Below are 23,479 nucleotides of genomic sequence, written 5' to 3' on the forward strand. Positions count from 1 at the left end.
GAGATGCTTCTTTCCCTCCTGCTTCTGATTCCCTTCCTCGGGGCTCTGGCTTTGATCCTCTGGCCAGGATCCCCGTCGAGTGCACGCCTGCGCGATGTGTCCATCGTGCTGCTGGTGGTGCAGTGCCTGGCGAGCTTTGCCCTGCTGCTGCCTTTCGATGCCGCCGATGCAGGTTTGCAGTTGGTGGAACAGGCCCGCTGGGTGCATGCCATCGGCCTGGATTACGCCTTGGCGCTGGATGGCCTGTCGTTGCCGCTGGTGTTGATGAACGGGGTTCTCTGCCTGGTGGCGGCCATAGCGTCGCGCACGATCGAAAACCGCCCCCGTGTCTACTTCGCCCTGTTGCTGGTGATTTCCGGAGCGGTGAATGGTGCCTTCCTGGCCCAGAACCTGCTGCTCTTCTTCCTGTTCTACGAACTGGAACTCATCCCCCTCTGGATGCTGATCGCTGTGTGGGGTGGTGCCAACCGGGCCTACGCAGCCACGAAGTTTCTGATCGTCACCGCCGTCTCAGGCGTGCTGATCCTGGGTGCCTTCCTTGGCATTGCCCTGGTCACCGGAACCATGGACTTCAGCCTGCGGCCGATCCTTGCCGGTGAACTGGGCATGACCGCCCAGCTGCTGCTGATGGGTGCTCTGTTGATCGGTTTCGGCATCAAGATCCCCCTCTTCCCCTTCCACACCTGGCTGCCGGATGCCCATACCGAGGCCTCCACACCGGTGTCGGTTCTTCTGGCAGGTGTGCTGCTCAAGCTGGGCACCTACGGCCTGCTGCGTTTCTGCCTTGGTTTGTTCCCCGACGCCTGGCAGGTGGCTGCTCCCTGGCTGGCCGGCTGGGCTGCGATCTCGGTCCTTTACGGATCCCTTGCGGCGATTGCCCAGACCGACATGAAGCGCATGGTGGCCTACAGCTCGGTGGGCCACATGGGCTACGTGCTGCTGGCCGCCGCCGCCGCCACGCCGCTCGGGTTGATGGGAGCCTTGTTCCAGATGGTGAGCCACGGCCTGATCTCCGGGGTGCTGTTCCTTGTGGTGGGTGTCGTTTACGCCAAGACCGGCACCCGCGACCTCAACGTGTTGCGTGGCCTGCTCAACCCCCAGCGCGGCCTGCCGCTCACCGGCTCTCTGATGATCATCGGGGTGATGGCCAGTGCCGGAATTCCCGGCATGGCCGGCTTCATCTCCGAATTCCTGATTTTCCGCGGCAGCCTTCAGCCCTTCCCCCTGGCCACGCTGCTTTCCATGGTGGGATCGGGACTGACGGCGGTGTATTTCCTGCTGTTGGTGAACCGCGCCTTCTTCGGTCGCCTGGCGATCGCCCCCGGCGAGGTGGTGAATCCCCATATCCTCAATCGCGTAGCGCTGCGGGAGCAAGTTCCGGCCATCGCCCTCAGCCTCGGTGTGCTGGTGCTTGGCCTTGCGCCGGAGCTGCTCTCGAACCTCAGTGAGGCGGCCACCACGGGCCTCAGCCTGATCACTGGAGATCTGTCATGACCCCGACAACCGCATCCCCCGTTCAACCTCCGGTGCTTCCCGATCAGGAGGAGTTGATCCGTCGTTTGCTCAGCGACACGCCGCTGCTCAAGGACACCCCCGACCATCTGCTGCAGGTGGTGAACGTGCTCGAGAGCTATGGCCTGGTTCTCGATGCCTACAGCAAGAACCTGGTGGATCAGGGCGAGCAGCAGATGCTCAATCCCTTCCCGGTGTTCCGCTTTTTCCACGAGGGGTTCAACCTCAAGCGCCTCTGGACCCATCTGATGGGGGATCGGATCAACTTCGAGTACGCCGAGTACTGCCAGAAGGCGATGTTCTGGCATGGCACCGGCGGGCTGGATGCCTACCTCGATACGCCTGAATTCGCCGAGGCTTGCCAGCGGATCATCAAGCGCAAGTCGGCGCGCGACCCCCTGCTGGCCCTGAACAACCGCCTCTATCCAGACTTCGCCCCGGAGGCCATCCGTTCGCTCACCACGATCTACTGCCTCGGTCTGTTCTGGCGGGTGATGAGCGACATCTTTGTCGACCTGGCCCGCCGTTATGCGATTAAAGAAGTCACCTGCGTCAACGATGTGGTGCATCACATCCGTGATGGCTTGGTGGCGGCGGCTGGAAGCCCGATTGAATACAAGGTGACGATTGGTGGCGAAGAGATCTGGGTCCTCCCCCCCGAGGCGGGTCTCACCTTCCTCGTGGATGTGGCGGTGCCCTACGTGGAAGCCGTGTTCTTCCGCGGCATGCCCTTCCTCGGAACGGTGTCCTACAACGCCCAAGCCCGCCAGATCTCGCCGGACATCAGTGATTTCAAGTACGGCGCCCTATACGCCGATCCAATTCCCAGCATGGGTGCGGGCATTCCCCCCAGCCTCTGCATGCAGGACATGTACCGCCACCTGCCCGAGGAACTGAGTCTCTGGTATGAAGACAACGGTCGTGGGCAGACGGATGTGCACGTGCAGATCTGCGTCAGCTTCCAGAAGTCGATGTTCTGCGTCACCAATGCCGCCATCGCCGGCACGATGCCGCATCCGCTGGACACCGATGACCCTGAGCAGAAGGCCGCCAATCGGGCCTATGCCGAGGCCTGGTCTGGGCGCTTGATGGGCTGTCAGCGGGTGGCGCTCCTCTAGGTTTCCAGCAGGTTCAGGCTGAACGGGGGCTCTGATGAATCAGTGGCAGGAGCGGAAACGACCCGTATGCCTCGAGTGTCGTTTCGAGTTTGAGAGCTACGACGCCACCAGGGATTTTCTCGACAAGCTCGGCGAGCACAGCGAGGCGACCCAGCGCTTTCCAGACATAAGCTTTGGGCGCACCTACGTGAACATCACGATCCGGCCGGAAGATGACGGCGCCGAGGCTCAGTTGAGCGAAGCGGATCGGGCCTTTGCCGCAGAGATCGATGCCCTCCTCAGTTGATTTGGCTTCGGCCTACGCCGAATCAGGTGTGGCTGAGGTATTGGACCAACTGGACCGTGAACTGATCGGCCTTGCGCCGGTGAAGACGCGGATCCGAGAGATTGCTGCGCTGCTGCTGGTGGATCAGGCGCGGCAGCAACTGGAGTTGCCCAGCACGGCGCCCAGTTTGCACATGTCGTTCACCGGCCATCCCGGCACCGGCAAGACCACCGTGGCGCAGCGGATGTCTCAAATCCTGCATCGCCTGGGTTACCTCCGAAAAGGCCACGTGGTGACGGCCACCCGCGACGATCTTGTGGGTCAGTACGTGGGTCACACCGCCCCAAAAACAAAGGAAATGCTCAAGCGCGCCCAGGGTGGCGTGCTGTTCATCGATGAGGCCTATTACCTCTACAAGCCAGACAACGAACGCGATTACGGCGCCGAAGCGATTGAGATTCTCCTGCAGGAGATGGAGAGCCGGCACAGCGACGTTGTGGTGATCTTTGCGGGCTACAGAGATCGGATGGAGACCTTCTACAGCTCCAATCCAGGCTTGTCCTCAAGAGTGGCGCACCATCTCGATTTCCCCGATTACAGCGACGACGAGTTGATGGCGATTGCAGGCCTGCTCCTCGAGGCCCAGCACTACCAGTTCAGTGCCGAGGCTGAGGCGGCTTTCTCCGACTACGTCTCACGCCGGCGTCAGCTGCCTTTCTTCGCCAATGCGCGCTCGGTTCGTAATGCCCTGGACCGGGCCCGTCTGCGCCAGGCAAACCGGTTGTTTTCGCGGATGGGTGAAGCCCTCACCAAGCAGGATCTCACCACGATTGAGGAGGCCGATATCCGGGCCAGCCGTGTGTTCAAGGGCGAAGTGGAGGGCCACCATCCAGAACAGCACGGCCCCTGATCAGCTGCGCCATGGCGAGGCCCACCAGCAGGCCGGCTGTGCCATGGCCCTGCAGGAGGGCAATCCCGAGCACGAGAACCGCCAAGGGAGCAGGCAGCACGAAGCGGTACAACGCACCCGTGAGGGCGCCGCACCAACTGCCCAGGCTTCCGAGATCCGGCAGCAGCAGGTGAAGTCCCATTCCAAGTGCGCAGGCCACCAGGAACAAGGGGAAGAACACCCCTCCGCGCCAGCCGGTTTCCAGGCAAAGGCCGAGCATCAGCAGTTTCACGATCGCCGAGAGAAGCAGCAGCCAGGCCTCAGTTGAGTTCTGGCCTTCCAGCAGGGGCCTCAGCTGGTCTTCCCTAGCGAAGGGAACCAACGGCAACCAGTGCATGCAGGCTCCCAAAAGCAGGCCAGTCAGCAGCGGCCACCAGGGCCATCGGGCCAGGAGTTGGCGCTGCTCCAGCCAGCCTTGCCATTGCAGCAACAGCCAACCCAGGCCACAACCGACCACTCCCCCCAACAAACCTGCGCTGAGGGTGCCGAGATCTTCCCCCAGGTTGCTGGGCCAGATGTAGGGAAGTCGTTGCAGCGATCCCCCGCTGGCAGCACCGATGCCGTGGAAGGCGGCAAACCCGGCCACACCGCCGAGGCTGCCGGGAAACCAGCGGTCGAGGAAGGTCTGCCTCCGGTTTTTTGGGTGAGAGGCTTCGCCAACAACAGCACCCCCCAGCAGTGGAGCTCCGAACAAGGCGAGGCTCCCTGCCACCGTTGCCTCCTGCAGCTTCTGGTCACGACCACGCCAAATTCTTTGGCTGATGAGGGCGGCTATGCGGCTCATCAGGGCCTCAGGCCCGATGCATCCTCCCCCGATCTGGGCCAGTGCTGCGCCGAGAAGGCCGCGAGCTTCATCGCGTTTCTGAGCGTGGTCGGGATCACGCAGATCACTCAGGGTGTCCCGCAGCTCAGGCAACAAGGTGTGGGGGCCGGGGCGATGCAGCAGAGAAAGAATCAAGCCGCTGCCGCCGCAGATCAACAGCGACCAGCCCAGGGGAAGGCCACGAGCCAAGCCCTCGAGCACCGGATCTCCCCAGAGCAGCTGGCTCAAGCCGTCGATCCAACCCATCACCACAGCAATACCGGCCCCACTTAAAGCACCGGTGAGCAGGGCCATCAGGCTGAGGCGAAGGCGAGTCACCAGTGAGGGTCGGTGGCGAATTCAACGCTCAGTTTCGCTGATTTCGACGCCGGAATGGTGCTGATGCAGGCACGCACCGTCTTGCCGTTCACGTCGATCTCGCAGGACCCGCAGCTGCCCCCCAGGCAACCGGTGGGAATGCTGATGCCCGCTCCACTGGCGGCCACCAACCAGTCCTGGCCAATGGTTTCGTGGGTGATGCGCCCATCGGGCCAGCGCACAGGAATCGAGGTCATGGCTGGAGCAATGGAGCAAGGTTCACATGTTGCTCGAAGGCGTCGGCCAGGCGATCGAGCAACAGATCACGGTGGGCGCTGTGGTTCTTGGGATCGTTGGCCAAGGGTTGCAGACCCCGTTGCTCGCGAAGCCTGTTGAGCCAGGCCCGCCGCCAGGGGCCGTTGTCGAGCAAACCGTGCAGGTAGGTGCCCACCACGCTCGAGCCCTTCGGGCCTGGAGCCCACCATCCCAAACCAGGGTCACTGCTCAGGGGCTGAAGACCGGGATCCGAGGTGGTGGTTCCGTAGTGCAGTTCAAATCCGCTCAGCGGCGTCTCCATGGGCCAGAGGCCATTGATGCTGCGCTGGCTCAGACATTTGGTTCCGCTGAAGGTGGTCTCCAAGGGCAGGAGTCCCAAGCCGTTCTGGGGGGCCTTCTGATCCGTGCCCTCCAGCCCCTCCGGATCGCTCAGGCTTCTGCCCAGCATCTGCATTCCGCCGCAGATGCCCAGAACGGATCCCCCTGTTTGGGCGTAGGCCCTGAGTTGATCGGCCAGTCCAGAGCTGTTCAACGCCTCCAGATCCCGCAGCGTCTGTTTGCTTCCCGGAAGAATTACGGCATCCGGCTCGCCCAGGGGTTGCCCGGGTTGAATCCAGCGCAGCCGCAGGCTGGCCTCGGCTTCGAGTGGATCGAGATCGGAAAAGTTGCTCAAGGAGGGCAACCGCAGCACAGCGATCTCCAGATCGGTGGCTCCCCGGGTGGGTTTGCGTTCCAGTAGATCGAGAGAATCTTCTGGTGGAAACAGCTCGTTGAGCCAGGGCATCACCCCCAGCACCGGTACCCCGGTGTTGGCCTCCAGCCAGCGGCGACCCTCATCAAACAGCTCCCGCCGGCCGCGGAAGCGGTTGATCAGGATGCCCTTGATCAGCGGACGTTCCACCGGTCGTAGAAGGGAGAGTGTCCCGACGATCTGGGCAAAGACGCCGCCGCGCTCAATGTCGGCCACCAACAGGCAGTTGGCCCGCAGGTACTGGGCCAGGCGCAGGTTGGTGAGGTCGCGCCGCTGCAGGTTCACTTCCACCGGGCTTCCCGCCCCCTCCAGCACCAGCCGACCTTGGGGCCATTGCTGCTGGAGCTGCATCAGTCCCGTGCGGATTGCCTTCCACCCCGGGCGGAACCAGTCGCGGTAGTAGTGCTCGGCGCGGGCGATTCCCACGCTCTGGCCCCCATGGATCACCTCACTGGTGCTGTCTCCCCGGGGTTTCAGCAGCACGGGATTCATGGAGCAGCAGGGCTCAAGACCCGCTGCCCAGGCCTGCATGGCCTGGGAGTAGGCCATCTCGCCACCATCAGCATCAACCCAGGCGTTATTGCTCATGTTCTGGCCCTTGAAGGGCAGAGCCTGTTCGCCGCGGCGTTGGAGCACCCGGCATAGTGCCGCCGTCATCAGCGATTTTCCGGCACCGCTGGAGGTGCCCAGCACCATCAGGGGGCGAGGCGAGGCGCCGGTCACAGCGGCCAGTGCCGACGCAGGCTGTGACGCAGCCGATCCAGCACTGGAATCGAACGCTGCAGGAGGCCAGGGTCGTCATCGAGGAGTTGGCGACCCAGGGGGGTGAGCCTGAAGCGGCTGGTCAGCCCCTGTCCATCCACTTCACGGCGCAGCACGCCCACGCTGATCAGCCAACGGAGATCGTCCTCGAGGGCTTCGCTGTTGCGGAACCAGCGCGTCTTGCGGCCGTAGCGACTGGGTTCGCTCCAGAGGTCACCGGCATCCAGGCCCTGCTGTTGAAGATCCTTGTAAAGGGCTTCAGAGAAGGGAAGGCATCCCATGGCCCGGCAAGCCCGGTCACGGCTGCGTCGATCCAGCAGGTCGGTGGGTTGAGCGATGGCGAAGCCTCCCGGCCCTGGCAGCCTACGGAGCGTTGTTCTGCGGTGTGTTCCCGTGCTCATGCTTGCTTCTGCCTCGCCGGCGCGTCGCCGCTTGCTGGAGCAAGCGGGAATCCCGCATCAGGTGCGCGTCAGCGGTGTAGATGAGGACCAGATCCAGCATGCAGAGCCAGCAGAGCTGGTGAAATTGTTGGCTCAGGCCAAGGCCCAGGCTGTTGCTCAACGGCTTGATCCTTTGAGCGATGCCGAGATCACGGCTGTGCTGGGCTGTGATTCCGTGCTCAGTTTTGAAGGACAGGTGTTCGGCAAGCCCTCGGGGCCAGCAGAAGCGATCGAGCGTTGGCAGCGGATGGCTGGTGGCTGTGGATCTTTGCTGACGGGTCATTGCCTGATCCGACTCGGACAACCTGAGGTGTTGGCTTGTGTGGAGACGTTGGTGCGTTTTGCGCCGCTGAGTCAGGACGAAATCGAGGCCTATGTGGCCAGCGGAGAACCGCTGCAATGTGCCGGTGGTTTTGCCCTCGAGGGCCGCGGCGGCCTTTGCATTGATGGCTTGGATGGTTGTTATTCCAACGTCATCGGACTCAGCCTCCCTTGGCTCCGAACCGTTTTGTGACAACTGTGGGGCGCAAAACGCATCAGGTGGATCGTGAATTTCTCCATCTGGTGCACACCGATCTCTAGTGGAAAAGATGTGAGACGAGGAATGCGACCGCGAAACCAATGCCTCCGATCACGCTCAGCCAATCCTGAATCTCCTCATAAGCCTCTGGAATGACGGCCTGAAAGGTCATCGCCATGACTCCACCGCCTGCAAAAGCTGTGATGAAACCTTTGATGGCATTCGGCGCATCTTTCATCGCCACAAAAGCAAGCCCTGAAGACAACACACACACAACCACGACACCGAGCCACACCGAAAGAATCCTCAGCCGTGAAACGCCACTGCGTTTCAGCCCTGCACCGCTGGCGAGGCCTTCAGGGATGTTCGCCACCGCAACGGCCAGGATCACAGATGCGCTGACCAGCGGATTTTCCAGAAAAGAGATGCCGATACTCATCGATTCGGGAATCCCATCCAGAGCAGCACCGATGACCAGGGCCATGGAGACGTTGCGCTCCTCCTGCTGATCAGGAGTGAGATGGCCGATGCCGCCGCAATTGGCTGAGCACCTCCTTTTTACCCCGATCTTCGTAACGATCTGGTTCGCAACGATGTAGCTGAACAACCCCCCCATGAAGCCGCAAAGTGCAACCCAAATTCCTCCGACCCGGAAGGCTTCTTCAACAAGGTCATACGAGAGCAGCGCAATCAGCATCCCGGCGCTTAGGGCCAGGAAAAAAGCACTCACTCTCCGGCTTGGCATCAGTGCCAACCCCACCCAGGCTGAGATGAGAACTGGAACCATGGCCGCAAAGGCCCAGAACATCGCGTCGAAAAGTGTGCCTCCAGCACTGGTCGTGATATCGGCTGAAAACAAGACCAATCCCCTGAATCAACAACGCGTCTGCTCGAGCCGACCCCACATTGCTAGCCAAACGATGCAGAGGTGAAAGCGATCCAGGGTTGAAGATTGGAATTAGCTGCCTTGGTCCCTGGGCTGTGCGGGTGACCGACGGCCTTGAACTGGGTGGCTTGACGCCTCAGGAGCCAATTGGGGCTGATCTGGTTACCTTCAAATTGAATTGCGATTGCGTCGAGTGGCCGGCTTCACGCCTCAAACCTTTGATTGTTTGTTCGATGGTCTGAAGCCCAGTGAGATCACAGCGGCACAAATGGTTGACCGTGCGCGTGTGAGTGGTGCTGAACTAACGCTTGAGAACCTCAAGGGCATTCTCGACACCCATCGGCTGCGAGAAGGTGCGATGAGTTTGCGGGATTGGCGCTTGCTGCTGGCCCTGCAGCTTGGCGATGTTGCTCTTAAGGCAAGGGAGGCTTTTGCGCTTCTGGATCAGGACGGCGACGGTTTGGTTGAGTTGAATGCGCTGAAGAGGCTGATCCAACTGTTCGAGGTCTCCACCCAGACGTCGGATGCCATCGCGATCGAAATCGCGCGGGATGGTTCGGAATCTTTTGATCTTCAGCACCTGCTCGACTACCTGCCGGAGCAGTTCGAGTCCCATCCAAGGGCCTTTGTCGGAGCGCATCGGTCGGTGGACGCTCACGCTGCAACGAAGAAGGCGGCGTCTCATGGCAACGGCACTGCCAAGCACAAGTCCCACATTCTCAAGGGAACTTCTCCGCTGCAGATGCAGATCGGATGGTTTCGCCTGATGCAAGGAGCGGCCTACCGCAGCTTTCGTGAGAGTTATTCCGCCAATTCCGAAACTCATCTTCGGGCTTACGACCTGCCGTACACGATCTCTGATTTCGTTCGCTTCGTGAATGCGGCCGTTGACCTCTACCTCGCACTCGGAATTGTGGAGGACGGTGCAGAAGAGCCCTTTGAAAGCCTGCGGACGTCAGTGAACAGGGCGGAGGTTGCCTTGCGGGACCGCATGGCGAACTGGGACTCCATTCCTCACACCGAGGCGATGCTTGAGGCGGAGGGCAGGCTTGAGGAGGAATTGCAGGAACTGGATCACCACCATCAGATCGTGGTTGTGGTGATTGAGGTGCTCTTAACGGCGGCACTGCATGGTCATCATCCAGATCAGGTCACCCATGAGGATCTGCAGAGCCATGAGCTGAACCGCTTGCGCCAACTTGATGATCATCGGGAGGTCACCGCAGCACTTGACCACGACAAACCGGCCACGTCCCGTCCCTATCACGACACTTGGCAGCGGGTGATCGTTGACGCCGACGACGAGCGTTATGCCGGTTCAATCATGCCGACGGCGTACTGGTACGACGAGTTCATGCCGTTGCTGCTCCGCGCCAGCTCAGTTCTGAGTCCGAAGGACATTTCCGCTTGGGATGATGCTGACGATGACGATCTCAACAGCTGGTTCGCGGAACGTCATGCTGCAGGCGAATTTGATCTTTACGGCCACGCGACTGAAGAGGTATTCCAGTCCCGTCCCTTGACAGTCAAGAAAGAACTCAAACGCGCTTGGGAGCTCACACGTCATTACCTCAATGGTGTTCAGAAACGACGTGAGCGGGAGGAGTTTGGCCGTGAGTCCGGTTTTTTATGTCAGTACGTCGCGTTTCTCGATCTGCATGTCGGGCGTCACGACGTTGAAGCCAGCGAGATGCGGGTGAGCTTTCCTTATTACATCGGTCCGGCCACTTGGCGCTTCATGCACACCAGTGCGGAACTGATTGCAGCCCAGCCTGCTGAAGAGCAACGGGCTTCGGTTGATGTGTTCAAGGCCTTCTTCTCTGCTTTGGCGACGATGTACCCGTGCCCATACTGTCGTTTCCATCTCAACCGTTATGTGGTGCGTAACCGCGAGGTTTCGATGTATCCGATTGAGTACCTGCTGCTGGGATCCGATCAGGCAAGCTCAAACCTCGAAGTGTCTTTGCAGGACAAACTCGACAAGGTGATCGATGGGAACTCCCTGCGTCTTTTCCTTTGGAAGCTGCACAACACGGTGTCGTCGTCGATCGCGCGTAGTGAGGATTGGTATCACCAGGATTCCGGGGCGTACTACACCTCTCGCTATTGGCCCAGCCTGGATTCTGAACTTGAGCGTGCCCACACTCTCGGCATTGACCTGATTCAACGCGATCGGGTTCAGCGCATTTACGGCGTTGTGAAAAGTGCAGCCCATCTCTCGGTGTTGCGCGATGAACTGCAGGTGTCGCTGCATGCCGATGACATGCAGCAGCAGGAGGTCATTCGCACCAAGGCGGTTGGAGCGATCGGTGCAGTTGAGGATGCGGTGCTTCAGTCCCGCTTCCTTCATGAGAATTACCGCTACAACCCTGATCTCCAGTTGGAGCCACCCCATTTCAGTCCTGCTGAAGAGGTCCTGGCCCGCAGCGGTCAGTTCACAGAGGACTGATGCTTTGGAGCAGCGGCTTTTTCAGGCTTGCGCTGACTGCTTCGCTTACAAATCAACCCAATACAAGGTTTCTGGTGCCAGAGATCGCTTGCATGGCAAGCAGCAAGGCCACCAGCAGATTGCTGCTGATGTGAACGCGCCTGGCACCCGTGGAATGCCCAATCAAGGGCTGCAGCGCGGTGGAGCTCAGCAACAGGCTGGTGAGCAACAGGCCCATCCAGAAATGCGATTGCCAGAACAGGGGGTTCCAGGGAACATCGCTGAATCGCTCCACGGCCGGTTGTAGCCCCAGCAGAAGCAGGCCTGCTGCACTGGCGCTAGCCCAGAGAAAGCGCTGCCAGACCATCCGGGTCGCCAGCAGGCGTCCGAAGCTGAACATCACAGCGCTGCCGGTGACGATCAGACCAAGGGGATGGCTGCTCCAGAGGCTGTGGCCTAGGCCGATCAGCACCGCCACCAGCACCCCGCCAGTGACCCAGGCCCCATGCTGCGCGTGCTCCACCGGCACCGTGTCGGCGATCGGGTTGATGTTCAATCGTTTTTCCCGCGCCAGAATTCCCAGCCGGATCGTCGCGCCCACAACGGGGTAGACAAACATGATCATCAGCACCGGATGAAGCAGCCCCATCCAGGCGTGGAGGCTGAGGACCTGATCAGACAAAGCAACGGGCTCGCTGATCCCAGCCTGCCTGATCCATGCGGCATCAGCCGAAGGTGGCTGTTCTGGTCATCCGAGCAAATGAAAATTCCATGCCTAAAGACGATCGGATCCACATCATTTGTTTCGATGAGGATGTTGCGAGTCTTGCTGTGATAACCGCAGGCTCTTTGCTCTGGGGATGGGCAATTGATTGTTGGTGGCGTCAAGCTTGATTGGATGCGACACCTCAAGACCCGCGTTGCAATGGCTTGGTGAGCCTTCTTGAATCAGGATTAACTTCCTCCATTGCTTCGAGGCTTTGGCCGTCTCCTGAAATGAAAAAAATAGGTGTTGTTTCGCTGCCTGGTCTTTGTAAGAGGTATTCCTGCTGATGATGAAGACGATCGATGATGCTGTCTCGGATCCCAGATCTCAGAGTGAAGAAGATTCTCTGGGGCTCGCTTGTCGTGCTTCGGGTTCTTCTCGTCATGGCGGTTGTCGCCTATATCGCTGTCGAGTACATCGAATTTGACTCCAACAAAGAGGTCTTGCATCTCACGTTGTTTTCGATGTTTTTCTTGTTGTCTAATCTCATGGTTAATATCGGTCGGCACAAAGCAGCCATTGACAATGATGAGCATGCGCAGAGCCTGTTCTGGATAACCTTGTTCGCTCTCTCTGCCGCAATGTTGGAGTTGGTGGATTTAGCGTTCGACCAGGTGTTAGCGGCTATGGCCGATCCGTCCATGGTGATCTATTCCAATGCATTGGGTATTGTTGAGTTTTTAATCAGTATTTTTGCAGTGTTGATGGCATGTTTTTCTGTTGACAAATTTCTTGTTTTTCTTCGTTCAATCTCCTTCGAGCTCAAATACATCGGCCTGCAAGTAAAAAAAATCCCCCGCCCTGAGGGCGAGGGATAATGCTGGGGCAGATCAAGAATTGCAGCCGGTGACTGTCTGACAATCAGACCTTTCTGGAGTAGTACTCCACCACCAGCAGTTCGTTGATTTCCAGGGCAACCCACTCGCGTTCGCAGCGGGCGGTGACCTTCGCGCTCAGCTTGGACTTGTCAAGCTCGAGGTGGCTGGGCACGTTGGCCAGGCCGGGGAACTCGAGGTTGGCTTCAGCCAGCTTCTTGCTGCACTTGCGCTCACGGATGGCGATCACATCGCCGGGCTTGCACTGGTAGCTGGCGATGTCGGTCACACGACCGTTCACGGTGACGTGACCGTGGTTTACCAGCTGACGGGCGCCGGGCACGGTGGGACCGAAGCCGAGGCGGAAACAAACATTGTCGAGACGGTTCTCGAGCAGCTTGAGAAGGTTGGTTCCGGTGGAACCTTCCTGGGCGCGCGCTTTCTTCACGTAGCGCACGAGCTGACGCTCGGAGACGCCGTAGTTGAAGCGAAGCTTCTGCTTCTCTTCGAGACGGATCGCGTATTCAGAGCGCTTGCGACGGGCTTGGCCGTGCTGACCGGGGGGATAGGACCGTTTGGCGGCCTTCCGGGTGAGACCTGGGAGGTCTCCCAAGCGCCGCGTGATCCTCAGGCGAGGGCCGCGGTAACGAGACATAGGTGGGAAGGTGTGTGTTGAGATCGTGCGGTTGTTGGGCATGCTGGAACCGAAACAGCCCCAGGCATCTGCCGCGATGCACGAATCGACCACTCTATCTGGCGGCCCGATGGCCAAGCTCCGACAGGCGCTCAATCAGGTTCTGGCGGCTGTTCTCTTGGCAGGGATTGGGTTTTATCGGCGCTTCATCTCCCCGATGATCGGGCCCCGCTGTCGCTTCACGCCCACCTGCAGTGCCTATGGCCTGGAGGCCATCCAGAAGCATGGACCCTGGAAGGGGGGCTGGCTCACCGTGAAACGGCTGCTGCGCTGCCATCCCTTCACCCCCTGTGGCTGTGACCCGGTGCCCGATTGATGAACCAGCTCACCCTGTACGGCCGCGCTGGTTGCTGCCTGTGTGAAGGCTTGGAATCCCGCTTGCGCGCCCTCGATCTTTTGGGGCTCTCGATCGAGCTGACGGTGATTGATATCGATGCGCCTGGAACCCCCCAGGAGCTGAAGGCGCGTTACGACCTCGAGGTTCCCGTGCTCGCGCTCGATGGATCTGAGCTTCCCCGGGTCTCCCCGCGTTTAACGGGTGAGGGACTGTTGAATTGGTTGCAACGCTGTCTGTCCACGGCGCTCTGAACGGCTTAAAACTCCCCTAAGCACAGGGGAGATGGGATGACGCAGGCGTTGCATGCCCTGTTGAGTGATGCAGGCATCGCAGTGCCGCAGGGACTGGTGAACCCTGGGTTGGAGGCGATCACCACCGATTCCCGCCGCGTCGGCCCTGGAACCCTGTTTCTCGGTCTCCCCGGCGAACGGGTGGATGGAGGCACCTTCTGGGCCCAAGCCCTTGAGGCCGGTGCTGCCGCTGCTGTGATTGGAGCTGAAGCTGCTGCAGCACAACCGCCAGGCGCGGATGCCCCTGTGGTGGTGATCCAGGAGCCGGTGGCGCGTCGAATCGGTGAGATTGCTGCGGCGTTCTGGGATCATCCCTGCAGGCGCATGGCCCTGATTGGTGTGACCGGCACCAATGGCAAAACCACCACCACCCATTTGATCGAGCATCTGGCCGCTTCGGCCGGCCAATCCGTGGGCCTGTTCGGCACGTTGGTGAACCGCTGGCCGGGCCACAGCATCACGGCCACCCACACCACGGCCTTTGCCGACCTCCTGCAGGGGCAACTCGCCGAGGCTGCCTCCGCAGGTTGCGGCCTGGCGGCCATGGAGGTGAGTTCCCACGCCCTGGCGCAGCAGCGTGTGGCGGGCTGCAGCTTCGCAGGGGCCGTGTTCACCAACCTCACCCAGGACCACCTCGATTACCACGCCTCCATGGAGGACTACTTCGAGGCCAAGGCATCGCTGTTTGCGGATCCTCTGCTGATTGCTGATGGCGCGCGATCGGTGGTCAACAGCGATGATCCCTGGGGGGCACGCCTGGCCGAACGGCTTGGTGCCGCCTGTTGGCGCAGCTCGCTGGAGGATCCATCGGCTGAGTTGCGCATGAGCGACCTGCAGATGACGGCTGCTGGGGTGGAGGGCCGCTTGATTAGCCCTGTGGGTGAGGGCCGTTTCCGTTCGCCCTTGCTGGGGCGTTTCAACCTGATGAACCTGTTGCAGGCGGTAGGGGTGCTGCTTCAGCAGCAGTTGCCCTTGCCGGTGCTGCTGGAGGCCATCGGCCGTTTCAGTGGCGTCCCCGGACGGATGGAGCGGGTGATTTTGAACGGGGTGGATGCAGCGAATTTGCCCCCGGTGCTGGTGGATTACGCCCACACTCCCGATGGTCTGGACAATGCTCTTTCTGCAGCGCGTCCGTTCTGCGTGGGCCGGCTGATCTGTGTGTTCGGTTGCGGTGGTGATCGGGACCGGGGCAAGCGTCCGCAGATGGCGGAAATTGCGGCACGCCTGGCTGACCGTGTGGTGGTCACCTCCGACAACCCCCGCACCGAGGATCCTCAGCAGATCCTGGATGACGTGGTTGCCGGGATTCCGGCCGGTAGCGATCTGCTGGTGGAGGGTGATCGAGCCCAGGCGATTGCTTCAGCCATTGCCGAAGCTGATCCGAACGATCTGGTGCTGGTGGCCGGCAAGGGGCACGAGGATTACCAGATACTCGGCACCGAAAAAGTGCACTTCGACGATCGCGAGGAAGCGGAACGCGCTTTGCGCTTGAGGTTGTCTTGAAGCAAGTGTTCTATCGCGATTGATCTGAGCCGATCAAAGGGCGCTGATCGCGGCCACAAGGGCGTTGATGTCGTCTTCTGTGGTGGTGATGTGGGTGCAGGCCCTCAAGCAACTGGGGTCCGCCAGATCGCGAATCCACAGTCCCTGGGCACCCAACTGCTTCACATGCTCTAAAGGGGGCACATCGCCCGTGATCTGAAAGCTCACCAGTCCGCTGGCGGGCGGCACCTCCATCAGGGGTGTGACGCGCTCCAGCTCCTGGAGCGATTGCCAGAGCATGCCACTCAGCGTTCGGATGCGCTCCCAGCGCTGTTGGGCTGATCCCGTTTGGTCCAGCAGTTGCAGTGAGCTGCGCAGGCCCGCCATCAAGGGCACGCAGCTAGTGGCCACTTCAAAGCGGCGGCTGTCGTGGTGAAACAGGTCACTGCTGTTCAGATCGGCCTTGCTTTCATCACGCAGGCTGCGCCAGCCGATCACGGTCGGCGCGGCCTCCTCTAGCACCCGTTCAGACAGCGCCACGCCCCCCAGACCTTCCGGCCCGCAGGCCCACTTGTGCCCGGTGAAGGCGTAGATGTCCGCTGCTGCAGCGGCTTCGTTGACGGGGATCTGTCCGAAGCTTTGGGCTGCATCCACCAGCAGGAAGGGCTGTTGGGGGTGTTGGTTGAGCTGACCGGCGACGGCGGTAATGGGCATCACCTGCCCTGTGTTCCAGAGCAGATGGCTCAGCACCACCAGACGGGTGCGGGGGGTGATGGTCTCATTAATCGCCTTGAGCACGGCGGCATCGCAGTGGGTCTGATCACCCCGCAGATGCTTCACCGGCAGCACGTCGATGGCGAGGTTCTGGCGCCGGGCCAGTTCAACGCAGGCACTCACCACTCCGGGATGCTCGCAGTCGCCGATCAGCAGCCGGTCTCCTTCCGCAAAGGGCAGTCCCCATAGCGGCAGCACGCAGCCGCTGGTGACGTTTTCGGTGAGGGCAAGCCGATGGGGTGGAACGCCGCAGCACTGAGCCAGAAGGCGGCGGGTGCTGTTCACCTCGGTGCCGATGAAGGGCCACACATCAGCAGTGAAGGGCCCCAACTCCTGGATGCGCGACCAGCTCGCGGTGATCGCCTCGAGGGATGAACTGGGCAGTGGCCCTTGGCCGCCGTAGTTGAAGTACGTCTTGTTCTGCAGGGCAGGGCAGAGGTCGCGCATGGTCACGGCAGTGGCCTGAGCCGAAGAATGGGTCCCACCACGTTGGCAGTGGCTTTGTCGTTCTTCAGAGTCTTAGGTCTTTGGTTAAACGACTCAGGCCCACTTTTTTCTGAACTGTTTTTCCGCTGTTCGTTCCATCTGCCATCCCGACCAACGGCGCCATTCGATCTCCGCCGCCGTCAGGCATTGATCGGCGAGTGATTCTTTTTGGTTGTTCGGGGTTCCAAACCGGATGGGGCAAGCAGGACCAGCGTTCACTTCGATTTCCCGACCTCAATCAACCTTGTCGCGCAGACTGAACCGATGGTGGTTGTGTTGGATACAAAAACCAATCGATCAGTATTTCAACTCAGTTTGAATTGCATCTTTGGGCAGGATGTTTCAGCTGGCCTTGAGGTAGATCTTGCGACCTTTGCTATCAACTTTGTAGCGGCCACCCCTGGGGCCGATGTGAATCACATCGGATGGTGATTTGTGGAGGGGGGTTGGCGGCACCAAAGCTTCCCGTTCAACCTTGGTGGGGGTTGGAACTTTAGGCGCTTGTGTTCTTAGGTGTGGCGCGGCTTTGAAGATATTGAGCCCGAGCTTGCGATACAGAAAATCTGCGATTCGCATGACGCATTGCTGGAACTTCCTTTTATTTTCTGGCGTTGTCAAGTGTTCGTGGTGTTGCTGATGTCAATCGCTCAGCTTCAATTGGATCAGCTTTGATCGTTTAACGACTCCGCTCGACTGTTTTGCACGTCGGGGAAGTGCTCGTTCATGCACTCTGGGCAAATGCCATGGCTGAAGTTCAGCGTGCTGTGCTGCATCAGGAATCGTTCGATCGGTTGCCAGAAGCCTTCGCTGTCGCGGATCGACTTGCAGTAGCTGCAGGTGGTGATTAAGCCCTGAGCATGATGCATCTGGCAGAACTCATCCATGAGGGCTAGGGATCGGCGTCTGAGTTCCAACAGGGTGGTGGCCTGTTCCGCCAGTCCTTCCATCACCTTGTATTGCGAATTGGTGAGTGATTTGGGAATGCGATCAATCACGCAAAGCGTTCCAATGCGGTGGTTGATGTCGGTTTTGAGGGGGAAGCCTGCATAGAGCCGGATGTGGGGTTCTTCCTGCACAAGGGGGTTGTCGCGGAATTTCTCGTGAAACAGTGCGTCCTCCACCACCAGAGGTTTGGAATCGAGGATCGTATGGGCACAGAAGGAGATATCCCGGTCGGTTTCGCTGGCCTCAAGGCCCACCTTCGATTTGAACCACTGACGCTTCTCGTCCACCAAGGAGATCAGGGCAATCGGAGATTGGCAGATCTCTGACGCCATCCGGGTGATGTTGTCAAAGGCCTGTTCGGGCTTGGTTCCCAGAATTCGATATTCACTGAGGGACCTCAGCCTGGCTGCTTCGTTGATCGGCTTGGGTGCGGCCTGCATGGACACAGCTCGCTAGGCATGCGTTTGGTCTAAGGCATGAATTTTTTATTTTCTGTAAATGTGCAGTGCGAAAAATTTCGCTTTGTTGATTTTAATTTTCTGGATTAATTAAATTTGCCGGCCTTCCGGGTGTTGGGTTCATTCGGCTGGCCATGCTTGAGCTCCTAAGGGCATGGACACGGGCCTGTGACCATCACTGATTGGCTCTGGATTCTTCATCCCGCCCTTGCGGTTGTTCTGATCTATCCCCTCATCGGGATGGTGGTGCGTCTGGCCTGGCAGACCCGTCAGAGGCGTGTTGCCCAGGTGAAACATCCACCGATGGTGGGCCGCGATCACAGTGATCTGGGCCGTTGGCTCGCGGCGGGTGTGGTGCTTCTGGTGCTGATCGCCTTGACCGTGGCCATCGCCACCAAGGCACCACCAGCTGATTTCTCTGGCGGCGCTGGTCGTGCCATCCAGCTGAGCATCGTGCTGCTGGGTACGGGGGCGAGCCTGGTCGCTCTTTTGCGAAGCAAAGCTGCTGCCCTGCGCCTCAGCTTCAGCTTGATCACCTGGATTGGCGTGCTCACGCTCGGAGCGCAGCCGGAGGTGTGGCGTCTATCGGATGATCCCCTTTCGCCTGCGTTCTGGCAGTCCCATTACTGGGCTGGTGTTGCGGTCACCGGTCTGATGCTGTTTTCCCTGGCGGCCCGGCCTGAGATCCTTCGGGACCTTCGCCTGCGCCGGTTGCACGTCACAGCCTCGGTGCTGGCGGCGCTGCTTTTTGTGATGCAGGGCATCACCGGCACAAGAGATCTGCTGGAGATTCCCTTGAGTTGGCAAAAACCTGCGGTCTATGCCTGCGACTTTGATTTGCAACGTTGTCCCTGAGCTTTGGCCGGAGGTGCTGTGCTGAATTCAGGGAAGACGTGGAACCAGGGAACGGTCGAAAACTTGGGGAGTTGGGCCCCCGAAGAGCAACCGTTTCAGCAGCATCAGTAGTCCCAACACTTCCTGTCTGGGGCGCCGGTCCGGCCATACCCCATCACTGCAGAACAACCAGCGGATCAGGCTGTGTTGTTGCTGTTGGCTCAGGTTGCCCCAGTTCAAGGCCGCCTGCCGTTCTTGGATCTGCAGCATCACAACCGGTAGAGGCGGGATGGCTGCTGTCCACTGCAGCTGGCTGCTGTTCATCAGGGGCGGAACCTTTGTGGCGAAGGCCAGCTCCACACCGCTTTCACTGATGGCGGTGATCCGACATGGATGGCAATGGCCCCCGGAATCAATCACATTCGCGGCGTGGTCCAGGCTGAGCCAGGGGGAGGGATCGCTCTGGGGAGGATTCCAGCAGGCGCGAAGAGCGATGAGGGTTCCCAACAGGTTCAGTCCAGCCCAGACCAGCCCCAGCTGAAGCGGTCCGACTCCGTCCCAGCCTGCGAGCATCAGCTGCTGCACGAGCCCCAGCAGATTCGCCAGGTTGAACAGGCTGAGCACGATCAGGGGAAGCGCCAGAAACCATGACCAGCCGCCCCGGGATCGCTGGCGATGCTTGGGGGTGACCCGGAATCCAACGGAGGAACCGAGGACATTCCAGATCAGGCTCACCACCAGCGGAACGGTGAGTACCCAGCTGGTCAGTTCGGTCAGCAGGGCTGAGCGGCTGTTGCGGTTCAGCCAGCCGATGCTGAGCAGCACCGTTCCCCACAGGGGCAGCATCAATTCAATGATGGCTCGCTGATCCAGCAGGATTGGTGCGACACCAAGCAGCCCGTAGCTCAGCGGCATCAGCATCAGCACCAACCTCGGCAGGTTGTTGAGCCAATGAATGACGCCCTCCAGGTAGGCCAGCTTCTGGCCGGGGCTGAGGCCACAAGCCCGTAGCGGGCCATGGGGCAGTCTCAAACTTTGCAGGGTGCCGTTGGCCCAGCGTTGCCGCTGTTGCACGAAGTCCTCCATGGACTCGGCGGCCAGCCCAGCACTGAGCTTCTGCTGGAGGTACAGCAGCTTCCATCCCTGCGCACGCAGGGCAATGCCGGTGACGTAGTCCTCCGACAAAGCACCCTCGACGAAGCCACCGATCCCATCCAGGGCGCGCCGCCGCACCACGAAGGCTGTGCCGGCACAGACCACGGCTCCCCAGCCGTCCCGTACCGGTTCGATCCAGCGATAGAAGCTCTCCTCATCCGGCAGCAGCCACGACTCCATCCGCAGGTTGCGCATCACCGGATCGGCATTAATGAACGACTGCGGCGTCTGCAGCAGGGCCACATCGGGGTCCAGCAGAAAGCCGATGCCGTGTTCCAGGAACCGTTGCTGAGGGATGAAGTCCGCATCGAACACCGCCACCAGCTCGCCATGACATTGGCTCAGCCCGGCGTTGAGGTTGCCCGCCTTGGCGTGCAGGCGTTCGGAACGATGCATGTAGCGACAGCCCAGTTGTTGGGCTAGGCGCTTCACCTCCTCACGGCCAGAGTCATCCAGCACCAAAACACTGGTGTGGGGATAGCTCTGCTGCGTGCAGCCCAGAAGCGAGCGTTGCAGCACTGCCAGCGGCTCGCCGTAGGTGGGTACGAGGATGTCCACATGGGGCCTCCACTCCGAGGCCTGCCAGTCCCGATGGCGTTTTTGGATGTCCCGACGTCGATCCGGGAAGCGGCGCCAGGCCAGCCACAGTGGCAGCAGACCGGTGATCAGCAGCCAGCCTTCCGCCAGCAGCAAAAGGCCGCTGAGGCTGGTGGAAACAGCGGTGTTGAGATTGAGGCTGGCGGTGCAGCGCCAGTGCAGATAACGAAGGGTCAGAGCGCTGATCAACAGGATCAGGCTGCGTCGGGCCCACAGCGGAGACTCCGCTTCCGGCCGCTGGATCAGCGCCAACGGCCAGAGCAGCAGCAGCAGGCTCACTCCACAGCCAGGCCTTGATTCCTTGGTAACGCTAAGGGGCGTTGTTCCTACGCCGCTTCATAGAGCAAAACGCTGCGGCCATCCCTGAGGGTCACGCTGCTGCGTTGATACACCTCAGGGACGTCCTCCCAATCATCCAAGGCGGGCCAACAGGGCTCGGGCACCCAATACACCTCTCCTGAGATGCCCCCATTGCCCCGTTGCAGCATCGGATAGCCCCGGTGCTGGATCTCGATGAACCCGTCAACGATGCCGTCACGGTCTCGTTGAGCGCCCTTCAGCAGGTTATGGGCGCTGCCGTTGCTTTTGAGTGATCCGTAGACGAAGAGGCGCTTCAGAGCACCTGCACCACTTCACTCACTTCAGGGATCGACTCGCGCATCTTGCGTTCGATGCCCATCTTCAAGGTCATCGTGCTGCTGGGGCAGCTGCCGCAGGCTCCCTGCAGGCGCACTTTCACGATCGGGCCGTCCAGTTCCACCACTTCAACGTTGCCGCCGTCGGCCATCAGGAAGGGGCGCAGCTCATCCAGCACCTTCTCCACGTTCTCAAGCGTGAGGGCCATGGTTTCAGTGCTCATCGGGATGAACCAGACATCAAGACTTCAAGGTTACGGAGTGGCCCCATAGGGTGACGAGAGCGGTTAACCCTCCAGCTCCGGTGCAGCACGACGGTTCGTTCAACCCAGAGGCCCGCTACGACGCCGTGCTGGTGGGCGCCGGAATCATGAGCGCCACCCTGGCGGCGCTGCTGCATGAACTTGACCCGCAGCTGCGGATTCTTCTGGTGGAGCGCCTCGAGGCGCCTGCTCTGGAGAGCAGCGCAGCGGTCAACAATGCCGGCACCGGTCATGCCGCCAACTGCGAGCTGAACTACACCCCGATCCAGGCGGATGGCACCGTCGCGACGGCCAAAGCTGTGGCCATCAATACCTCGTTTGAACGCAGCCTTGAGTTCTGGAGCTCGCTGCAGGAGCGGGGCGACCTCGACACCAGCAGCTTCCTCCATCAGGCGGCTCACATCAGTGCCGTTTGGACGCCGGAGAACATTGCCTTTCTGCGTCAGCGCTTCAGCCAGCTGAAGGATCTGCCGGCCTTTGCGCGGATGCGCTGGAGCGAAGACCAGAGCGAGCTCACCGAATGGATGCCCCTGGTGATGGCGGGCCGCGATCTCAAGCAGCCGGTGGCGGCCACCCGGATTGATCGGGGCACCGATGTGGATTTCGGCAGCCTCACCCGGGCTTATCTGATGCCGTTGCAGCAGAGCGGAGCGCTCAGCGTGGAGTACGGCACCCAGGTGCACGACCTCAAACGTCTGCGTCGTAGCGACATGACCGAGGCCGACTGGAGCTTGGTGCTCAAAGGGCCCTCGGGCAAAAAGGAAGTGCGAGCTCCTTTCGTTTTTCTGGGTGCCGGTGGGGGTGCCCTGCCGCTGCTGCAACGCTCTGGGATTCCGGAGGCGGCTGATTTCGCAGGCTTCCCGGTAAGTGGCCTTTGGCTCGTCTGTGGTGATGCCCAGCTGGCCGACCGTCAGCAGGCCAAGGTGTACGGCAAGGCGGCGGTGGGAGCTCCACCGATGTCGGTGCCCCATCTCGACACCCGCTGGATCGATGGCAAGCGGTCGCTGCTGTTCGGTCCTTTCGCGGGCTTCAGCAGCAAGTTCCTCAAGCAGGGTTCCCTGTTGGATCTGCCTGCGTCCGTGCGCGCCACCAATCTGGTGCCGATGCTGCAGGTGGGCGCCACCAACTTCGAACTGGTGCAGTACCTCATCAATCAGCTGCGCCAGAGCCCTGCGGAGCGGCATGAGGCGCTGCAGCAGTTCATGCCCACCGCCCGCGCCGAAGACTGGACTCTCTCGGTGGCGGGCCAGCGGGTGCAGATCATCAAACGGAGCAAGCAGGGCGGACGGCTGCAGCTGGGAACCGAGGTGGTGGCCTCCGGTGATGGCTCCCTGGCGGCGCTGCTGGGGGCCTCCCCAGGGGCGAGCACAGCGGTGACGATCATGTTGGAGGTGCTGCAGCGCTGCTTTAAGCAACGGCTCGATAGCGAGGCCTGGCAGCAACGCCTGCAAGCGCTGTTGCCCAGCATCCATGACGACCCCCAGCAGGATCCGCAGGTGTTGAACCGGATGCGGGAACGCAGCGATGCCTTGCTTGGGCTCACCGCCTAAGCGTCATTCCCCGAGATTCACCAAGACAACGCCGGCCGTGATCAAAGCGATGCCGATCAATTGGGCGGGCTGAAGCATCTGGCCATAGGCAAAGCGCCCCACCAGCACGATCACCACGGTGCCGATGCCGCTCCAGAGGGCATAAGTGATTCCCAGGGGAATGCTCAGCACCACCTTTGAGAGCAGGACCATCGCCAGGGCGTAGGCGCTGAACACCAGCAGGGTGGGCAGTGGTCGTGTCATGCCTTCCGACAAGCGCAGGCAGGAGGTGCCGATCACCTCAGCGCTGATCGCTAGCAGCAGCAGGGTCCATGGATTGCTCATGACCACTGGTGCCGCTCCTTAGGATTGTGGCAACGACGCTTTCTGGA

26 protein-coding genes are annotated in these 23,479 nt (G+C 60.6%); 12 read left to right on the plus strand and 14 right to left on the minus strand.

The annotated features are described in order from the left end of the window. The first annotated feature begins 3 nt into the window (after positions 1-3). Genes SynA1562_RS03840 through cbbX form a run of 4 tightly spaced genes read left to right on the plus strand, consistent with a single transcriptional unit; the run spans position 4 to position 3,805 of the window. Positions 4-1,494 carry an NADH-quinone oxidoreductase subunit M gene (locus tag SynA1562_RS03840; RefSeq protein WP_186494810.1) on the plus strand — a complete coding sequence of 497 codons (1,491 nt, stop codon included), beginning with the start codon at positions 4-6 and terminating at the stop codon, positions 1,492-1,494. Beyond that, positions 1,491-2,630: a CO2 hydration protein gene (locus SynA1562_RS03845; protein WP_186494811.1), complete on the plus strand. Its 1,140-nt coding sequence runs from the start codon at positions 1,491-1,493 to the stop codon at positions 2,628-2,630. Before SynA1562_RS03840 ends, SynA1562_RS03845 begins: the two co-directional genes overlap by 4 nt. A gap of 34 nt (positions 2,631-2,664) precedes the next feature. After that, positions 2,665-2,916 carry a 4a-hydroxytetrahydrobiopterin dehydratase gene (locus tag SynA1562_RS03850; RefSeq protein WP_186494812.1) on the plus strand — a complete coding sequence of 84 codons (252 nt, stop codon included), beginning with the start codon at positions 2,665-2,667 and terminating at the stop codon, positions 2,914-2,916. Next, complete coding sequence (gene cbbX, locus SynA1562_RS03855; RefSeq protein ID WP_186494813.1) at positions 2,900-3,805, plus strand: CbbX protein; 906 nt, start codon at positions 2,900-2,902, stop codon at positions 3,803-3,805. The genes SynA1562_RS03850 and cbbX overlap by 17 nt, the downstream gene beginning before the upstream one ends. Here the strand turns inward: cbbX and SynA1562_RS03860 are convergent. The 4 genes from SynA1562_RS03860 to SynA1562_RS03875 are packed head-to-tail and all read right to left on the minus strand — an operon-like array spanning position 3,759 to position 7,154. Further along, positions 3,759-4,985 (minus strand): chloride channel protein, encoded by a 1,227-nt coding sequence (locus SynA1562_RS03860; protein WP_186494814.1) that lies wholly within the window; start codon positions 4,983-4,985, stop codon positions 3,759-3,761. The genes cbbX and SynA1562_RS03860 overlap by 47 nt on opposite strands. Next, positions 4,982-5,221, minus strand: coding sequence for a 2Fe-2S iron-sulfur cluster-binding protein (locus SynA1562_RS03865; protein WP_186494815.1), 240 nt, complete (start codon positions 5,219-5,221; stop codon positions 4,982-4,984). The genes SynA1562_RS03860 and SynA1562_RS03865 overlap by 4 nt, the downstream gene beginning before the upstream one ends. Further along, a complete protein-coding gene (locus SynA1562_RS03870) occupies positions 5,218-6,687 on the minus strand; it encodes a cobyric acid synthase (RefSeq protein WP_186495296.1) in 1,470 nt (489 codons plus the stop codon). The genes SynA1562_RS03865 and SynA1562_RS03870 overlap by 4 nt, the downstream gene beginning before the upstream one ends. 23 nt (positions 6,688-6,710) lie before the next feature. Further along, positions 6,711-7,154 carry an Npun_F0494 family protein gene (locus SynA1562_RS03875; protein WP_186494816.1) on the minus strand — a complete coding sequence of 148 codons (444 nt, stop codon included), beginning with the start codon at positions 7,152-7,154 and terminating at the stop codon, positions 6,711-6,713. Between SynA1562_RS03875 and SynA1562_RS03880 the strand changes: the two genes are divergently transcribed. After that, the gene (locus SynA1562_RS03880; RefSeq protein ID WP_186494817.1) at positions 7,153-7,707 is read left to right on the plus strand and encodes a nucleoside triphosphate pyrophosphatase; all 555 of its coding nucleotides are present in this window, start codon (positions 7,153-7,155) and stop codon (positions 7,705-7,707) included. The genes SynA1562_RS03875 and SynA1562_RS03880 overlap by 2 nt on opposite strands. A gap of 64 nt (positions 7,708-7,771) precedes the next feature. Here the strand turns inward: SynA1562_RS03880 and SynA1562_RS03885 are convergent, their stop codons facing one another. Further along, the gene (locus SynA1562_RS03885) at positions 7,772-8,572 is read right to left on the minus strand and encodes a ZIP family metal transporter (protein ID WP_186494818.1); all 801 of its coding nucleotides are present in this window, start codon (positions 8,570-8,572) and stop codon (positions 7,772-7,774) included. 295 nt (positions 8,573-8,867) lie between these two features. Between SynA1562_RS03885 and SynA1562_RS03890 the strand changes: the two genes are divergently transcribed. After that, positions 8,868-11,048, plus strand: a complete 2,181-nt coding sequence (locus SynA1562_RS03890) for an ERV1/ALR-related protein (RefSeq protein ID WP_186494819.1) — start codon at positions 8,868-8,870, stop codon at positions 11,046-11,048. Between the two features lie 52 nt (positions 11,049-11,100). Here the strand turns inward: SynA1562_RS03890 and SynA1562_RS03895 are convergent, their stop codons facing one another. Then, positions 11,101-11,676 carry a DUF4079 family protein gene (locus SynA1562_RS03895; protein WP_186495297.1) on the minus strand — a complete coding sequence of 192 codons (576 nt, stop codon included), beginning with the start codon at positions 11,674-11,676 and terminating at the stop codon, positions 11,101-11,103. A 500-nt stretch (positions 11,677-12,176) separates the two neighbouring features. On the opposite strand from SynA1562_RS03895, the gene SynA1562_RS03900 reads away from it, so the two are divergent. Continuing rightward, complete coding sequence (locus tag SynA1562_RS03900; protein WP_186494820.1) at positions 12,177-12,611, plus strand: hypothetical protein; 435 nt, start codon at positions 12,177-12,179, stop codon at positions 12,609-12,611. Positions 12,612-12,654: 43 nt separating this feature from the next. Here SynA1562_RS03900 and rpsD read toward each other — a convergent pair whose 3' ends face one another. Beyond that, positions 12,655-13,263 (minus strand): 30S ribosomal protein S4, encoded by a 609-nt coding sequence (rpsD, locus tag SynA1562_RS03905; RefSeq protein ID WP_011363781.1) that lies wholly within the window; start codon positions 13,261-13,263, stop codon positions 12,655-12,657. A 76-nt stretch (positions 13,264-13,339) separates the two neighbouring features. Between rpsD and yidD the strand changes: the two genes are divergently transcribed. The 3 genes from yidD to SynA1562_RS03920 are packed head-to-tail and all read left to right on the plus strand — an operon-like array spanning position 13,340 to position 15,432. Beyond that, on the plus strand, positions 13,340-13,618 hold the full coding sequence (gene yidD, locus SynA1562_RS03910; protein ID WP_186495298.1) for a membrane protein insertion efficiency factor YidD: 279 nt from the start codon (positions 13,340-13,342) through the stop codon (positions 13,616-13,618). Next, on the plus strand, positions 13,618-13,890 hold the full coding sequence (locus SynA1562_RS03915; RefSeq protein WP_186494821.1) for a glutaredoxin family protein: 273 nt from the start codon (positions 13,618-13,620) through the stop codon (positions 13,888-13,890). The genes yidD and SynA1562_RS03915 overlap by 1 nt, the downstream gene beginning before the upstream one ends. A 36-nt stretch (positions 13,891-13,926) precedes the next feature. Continuing rightward, positions 13,927-15,432, plus strand: coding sequence for a UDP-N-acetylmuramoyl-L-alanyl-D-glutamate--2,6-diaminopimelate ligase (locus tag SynA1562_RS03920; protein ID WP_186494822.1), 1,506 nt, complete (start codon positions 13,927-13,929; stop codon positions 15,430-15,432). 33 nt (positions 15,433-15,465) lie between these two features. Here SynA1562_RS03920 and SynA1562_RS03925 read toward each other — a convergent pair whose 3' ends face one another. The 3 genes from SynA1562_RS03925 to SynA1562_RS03935 all read right to left on the minus strand — a co-directional run bounded on the left by SynA1562_RS03925 (position 15,466) and on the right by SynA1562_RS03935 (position 18,056). Next, positions 15,466-16,632: an aminotransferase class V-fold PLP-dependent enzyme gene (locus SynA1562_RS03925; RefSeq protein ID WP_186495299.1), complete on the minus strand. Its 1,167-nt coding sequence runs from the start codon at positions 16,630-16,632 to the stop codon at positions 15,466-15,468. A gap of 381 nt (positions 16,633-17,013) precedes the next feature. After that, the gene (locus SynA1562_RS03930) at positions 17,014-17,289 is read right to left on the minus strand and encodes a hypothetical protein (protein ID WP_186494823.1); all 276 of its coding nucleotides are present in this window, start codon (positions 17,287-17,289) and stop codon (positions 17,014-17,016) included. 44 nt (positions 17,290-17,333) lie between these two features. After that, entirely contained in the window at positions 17,334-18,056 is a 723-nt protein-coding gene (locus SynA1562_RS03935; protein WP_186494824.1) for a GAF domain-containing protein, read from the minus strand. A gap of 186 nt (positions 18,057-18,242) precedes the next feature. Between SynA1562_RS03935 and SynA1562_RS03940 the strand changes: the two genes are divergently transcribed. Beyond that, complete coding sequence (locus SynA1562_RS03940; protein WP_186494825.1) at positions 18,243-18,929, plus strand: DUF4079 domain-containing protein; 687 nt, start codon at positions 18,243-18,245, stop codon at positions 18,927-18,929. Positions 18,930-18,956: 27 nt separating this feature from the next. Here SynA1562_RS03940 and SynA1562_RS03945 read toward each other — a convergent pair whose 3' ends face one another. Genes SynA1562_RS03945 through SynA1562_RS03955 form a run of 3 tightly spaced genes read right to left on the minus strand, consistent with a single transcriptional unit; the run spans position 18,957 to position 21,519 of the window. Further along, the gene (locus SynA1562_RS03945; RefSeq protein WP_186494826.1) at positions 18,957-20,939 is read right to left on the minus strand and encodes a glycosyltransferase; all 1,983 of its coding nucleotides are present in this window, start codon (positions 20,937-20,939) and stop codon (positions 18,957-18,959) included. Positions 20,940-20,986: 47 nt separating this feature from the next. After that, positions 20,987-21,277 (minus strand): gamma-glutamylcyclotransferase, encoded by a 291-nt coding sequence (locus SynA1562_RS03950; RefSeq protein ID WP_186495300.1) that lies wholly within the window; start codon positions 21,275-21,277, stop codon positions 20,987-20,989. Next, on the minus strand, positions 21,274-21,519 hold the full coding sequence (locus SynA1562_RS03955; RefSeq protein ID WP_011128549.1) for a NifU family protein: 246 nt from the start codon (positions 21,517-21,519) through the stop codon (positions 21,274-21,276). Before SynA1562_RS03955 ends, SynA1562_RS03950 begins: the two co-directional genes overlap by 4 nt. 80 nt (positions 21,520-21,599) lie before the next feature. On the opposite strand from SynA1562_RS03955, the gene SynA1562_RS03960 reads away from it, so the two are divergent. After that, positions 21,600-23,108 carry a malate:quinone oxidoreductase gene (locus tag SynA1562_RS03960; RefSeq protein WP_186495301.1) on the plus strand — a complete coding sequence of 503 codons (1,509 nt, stop codon included), beginning with the start codon at positions 21,600-21,602 and terminating at the stop codon, positions 23,106-23,108. A gap of 3 nt (positions 23,109-23,111) precedes the next feature. On the opposite strand, the gene SynA1562_RS03965 is transcribed toward SynA1562_RS03960, so the two are convergent. Beyond that, the gene (locus SynA1562_RS03965) at positions 23,112-23,432 is read right to left on the minus strand and encodes a multidrug efflux SMR transporter (RefSeq protein ID WP_186494827.1); all 321 of its coding nucleotides are present in this window, start codon (positions 23,430-23,432) and stop codon (positions 23,112-23,114) included. Between the last annotated feature and the right edge of the window lie 47 nt (positions 23,433-23,479).

This window comes from Synechococcus sp. A15-62 (genome assembly GCF_014280075.1).
In the GTDB taxonomy this organism is placed as follows: Bacteria; Cyanobacteriota; Cyanobacteriia; order PCC-6307; family Cyanobiaceae; genus Parasynechococcus.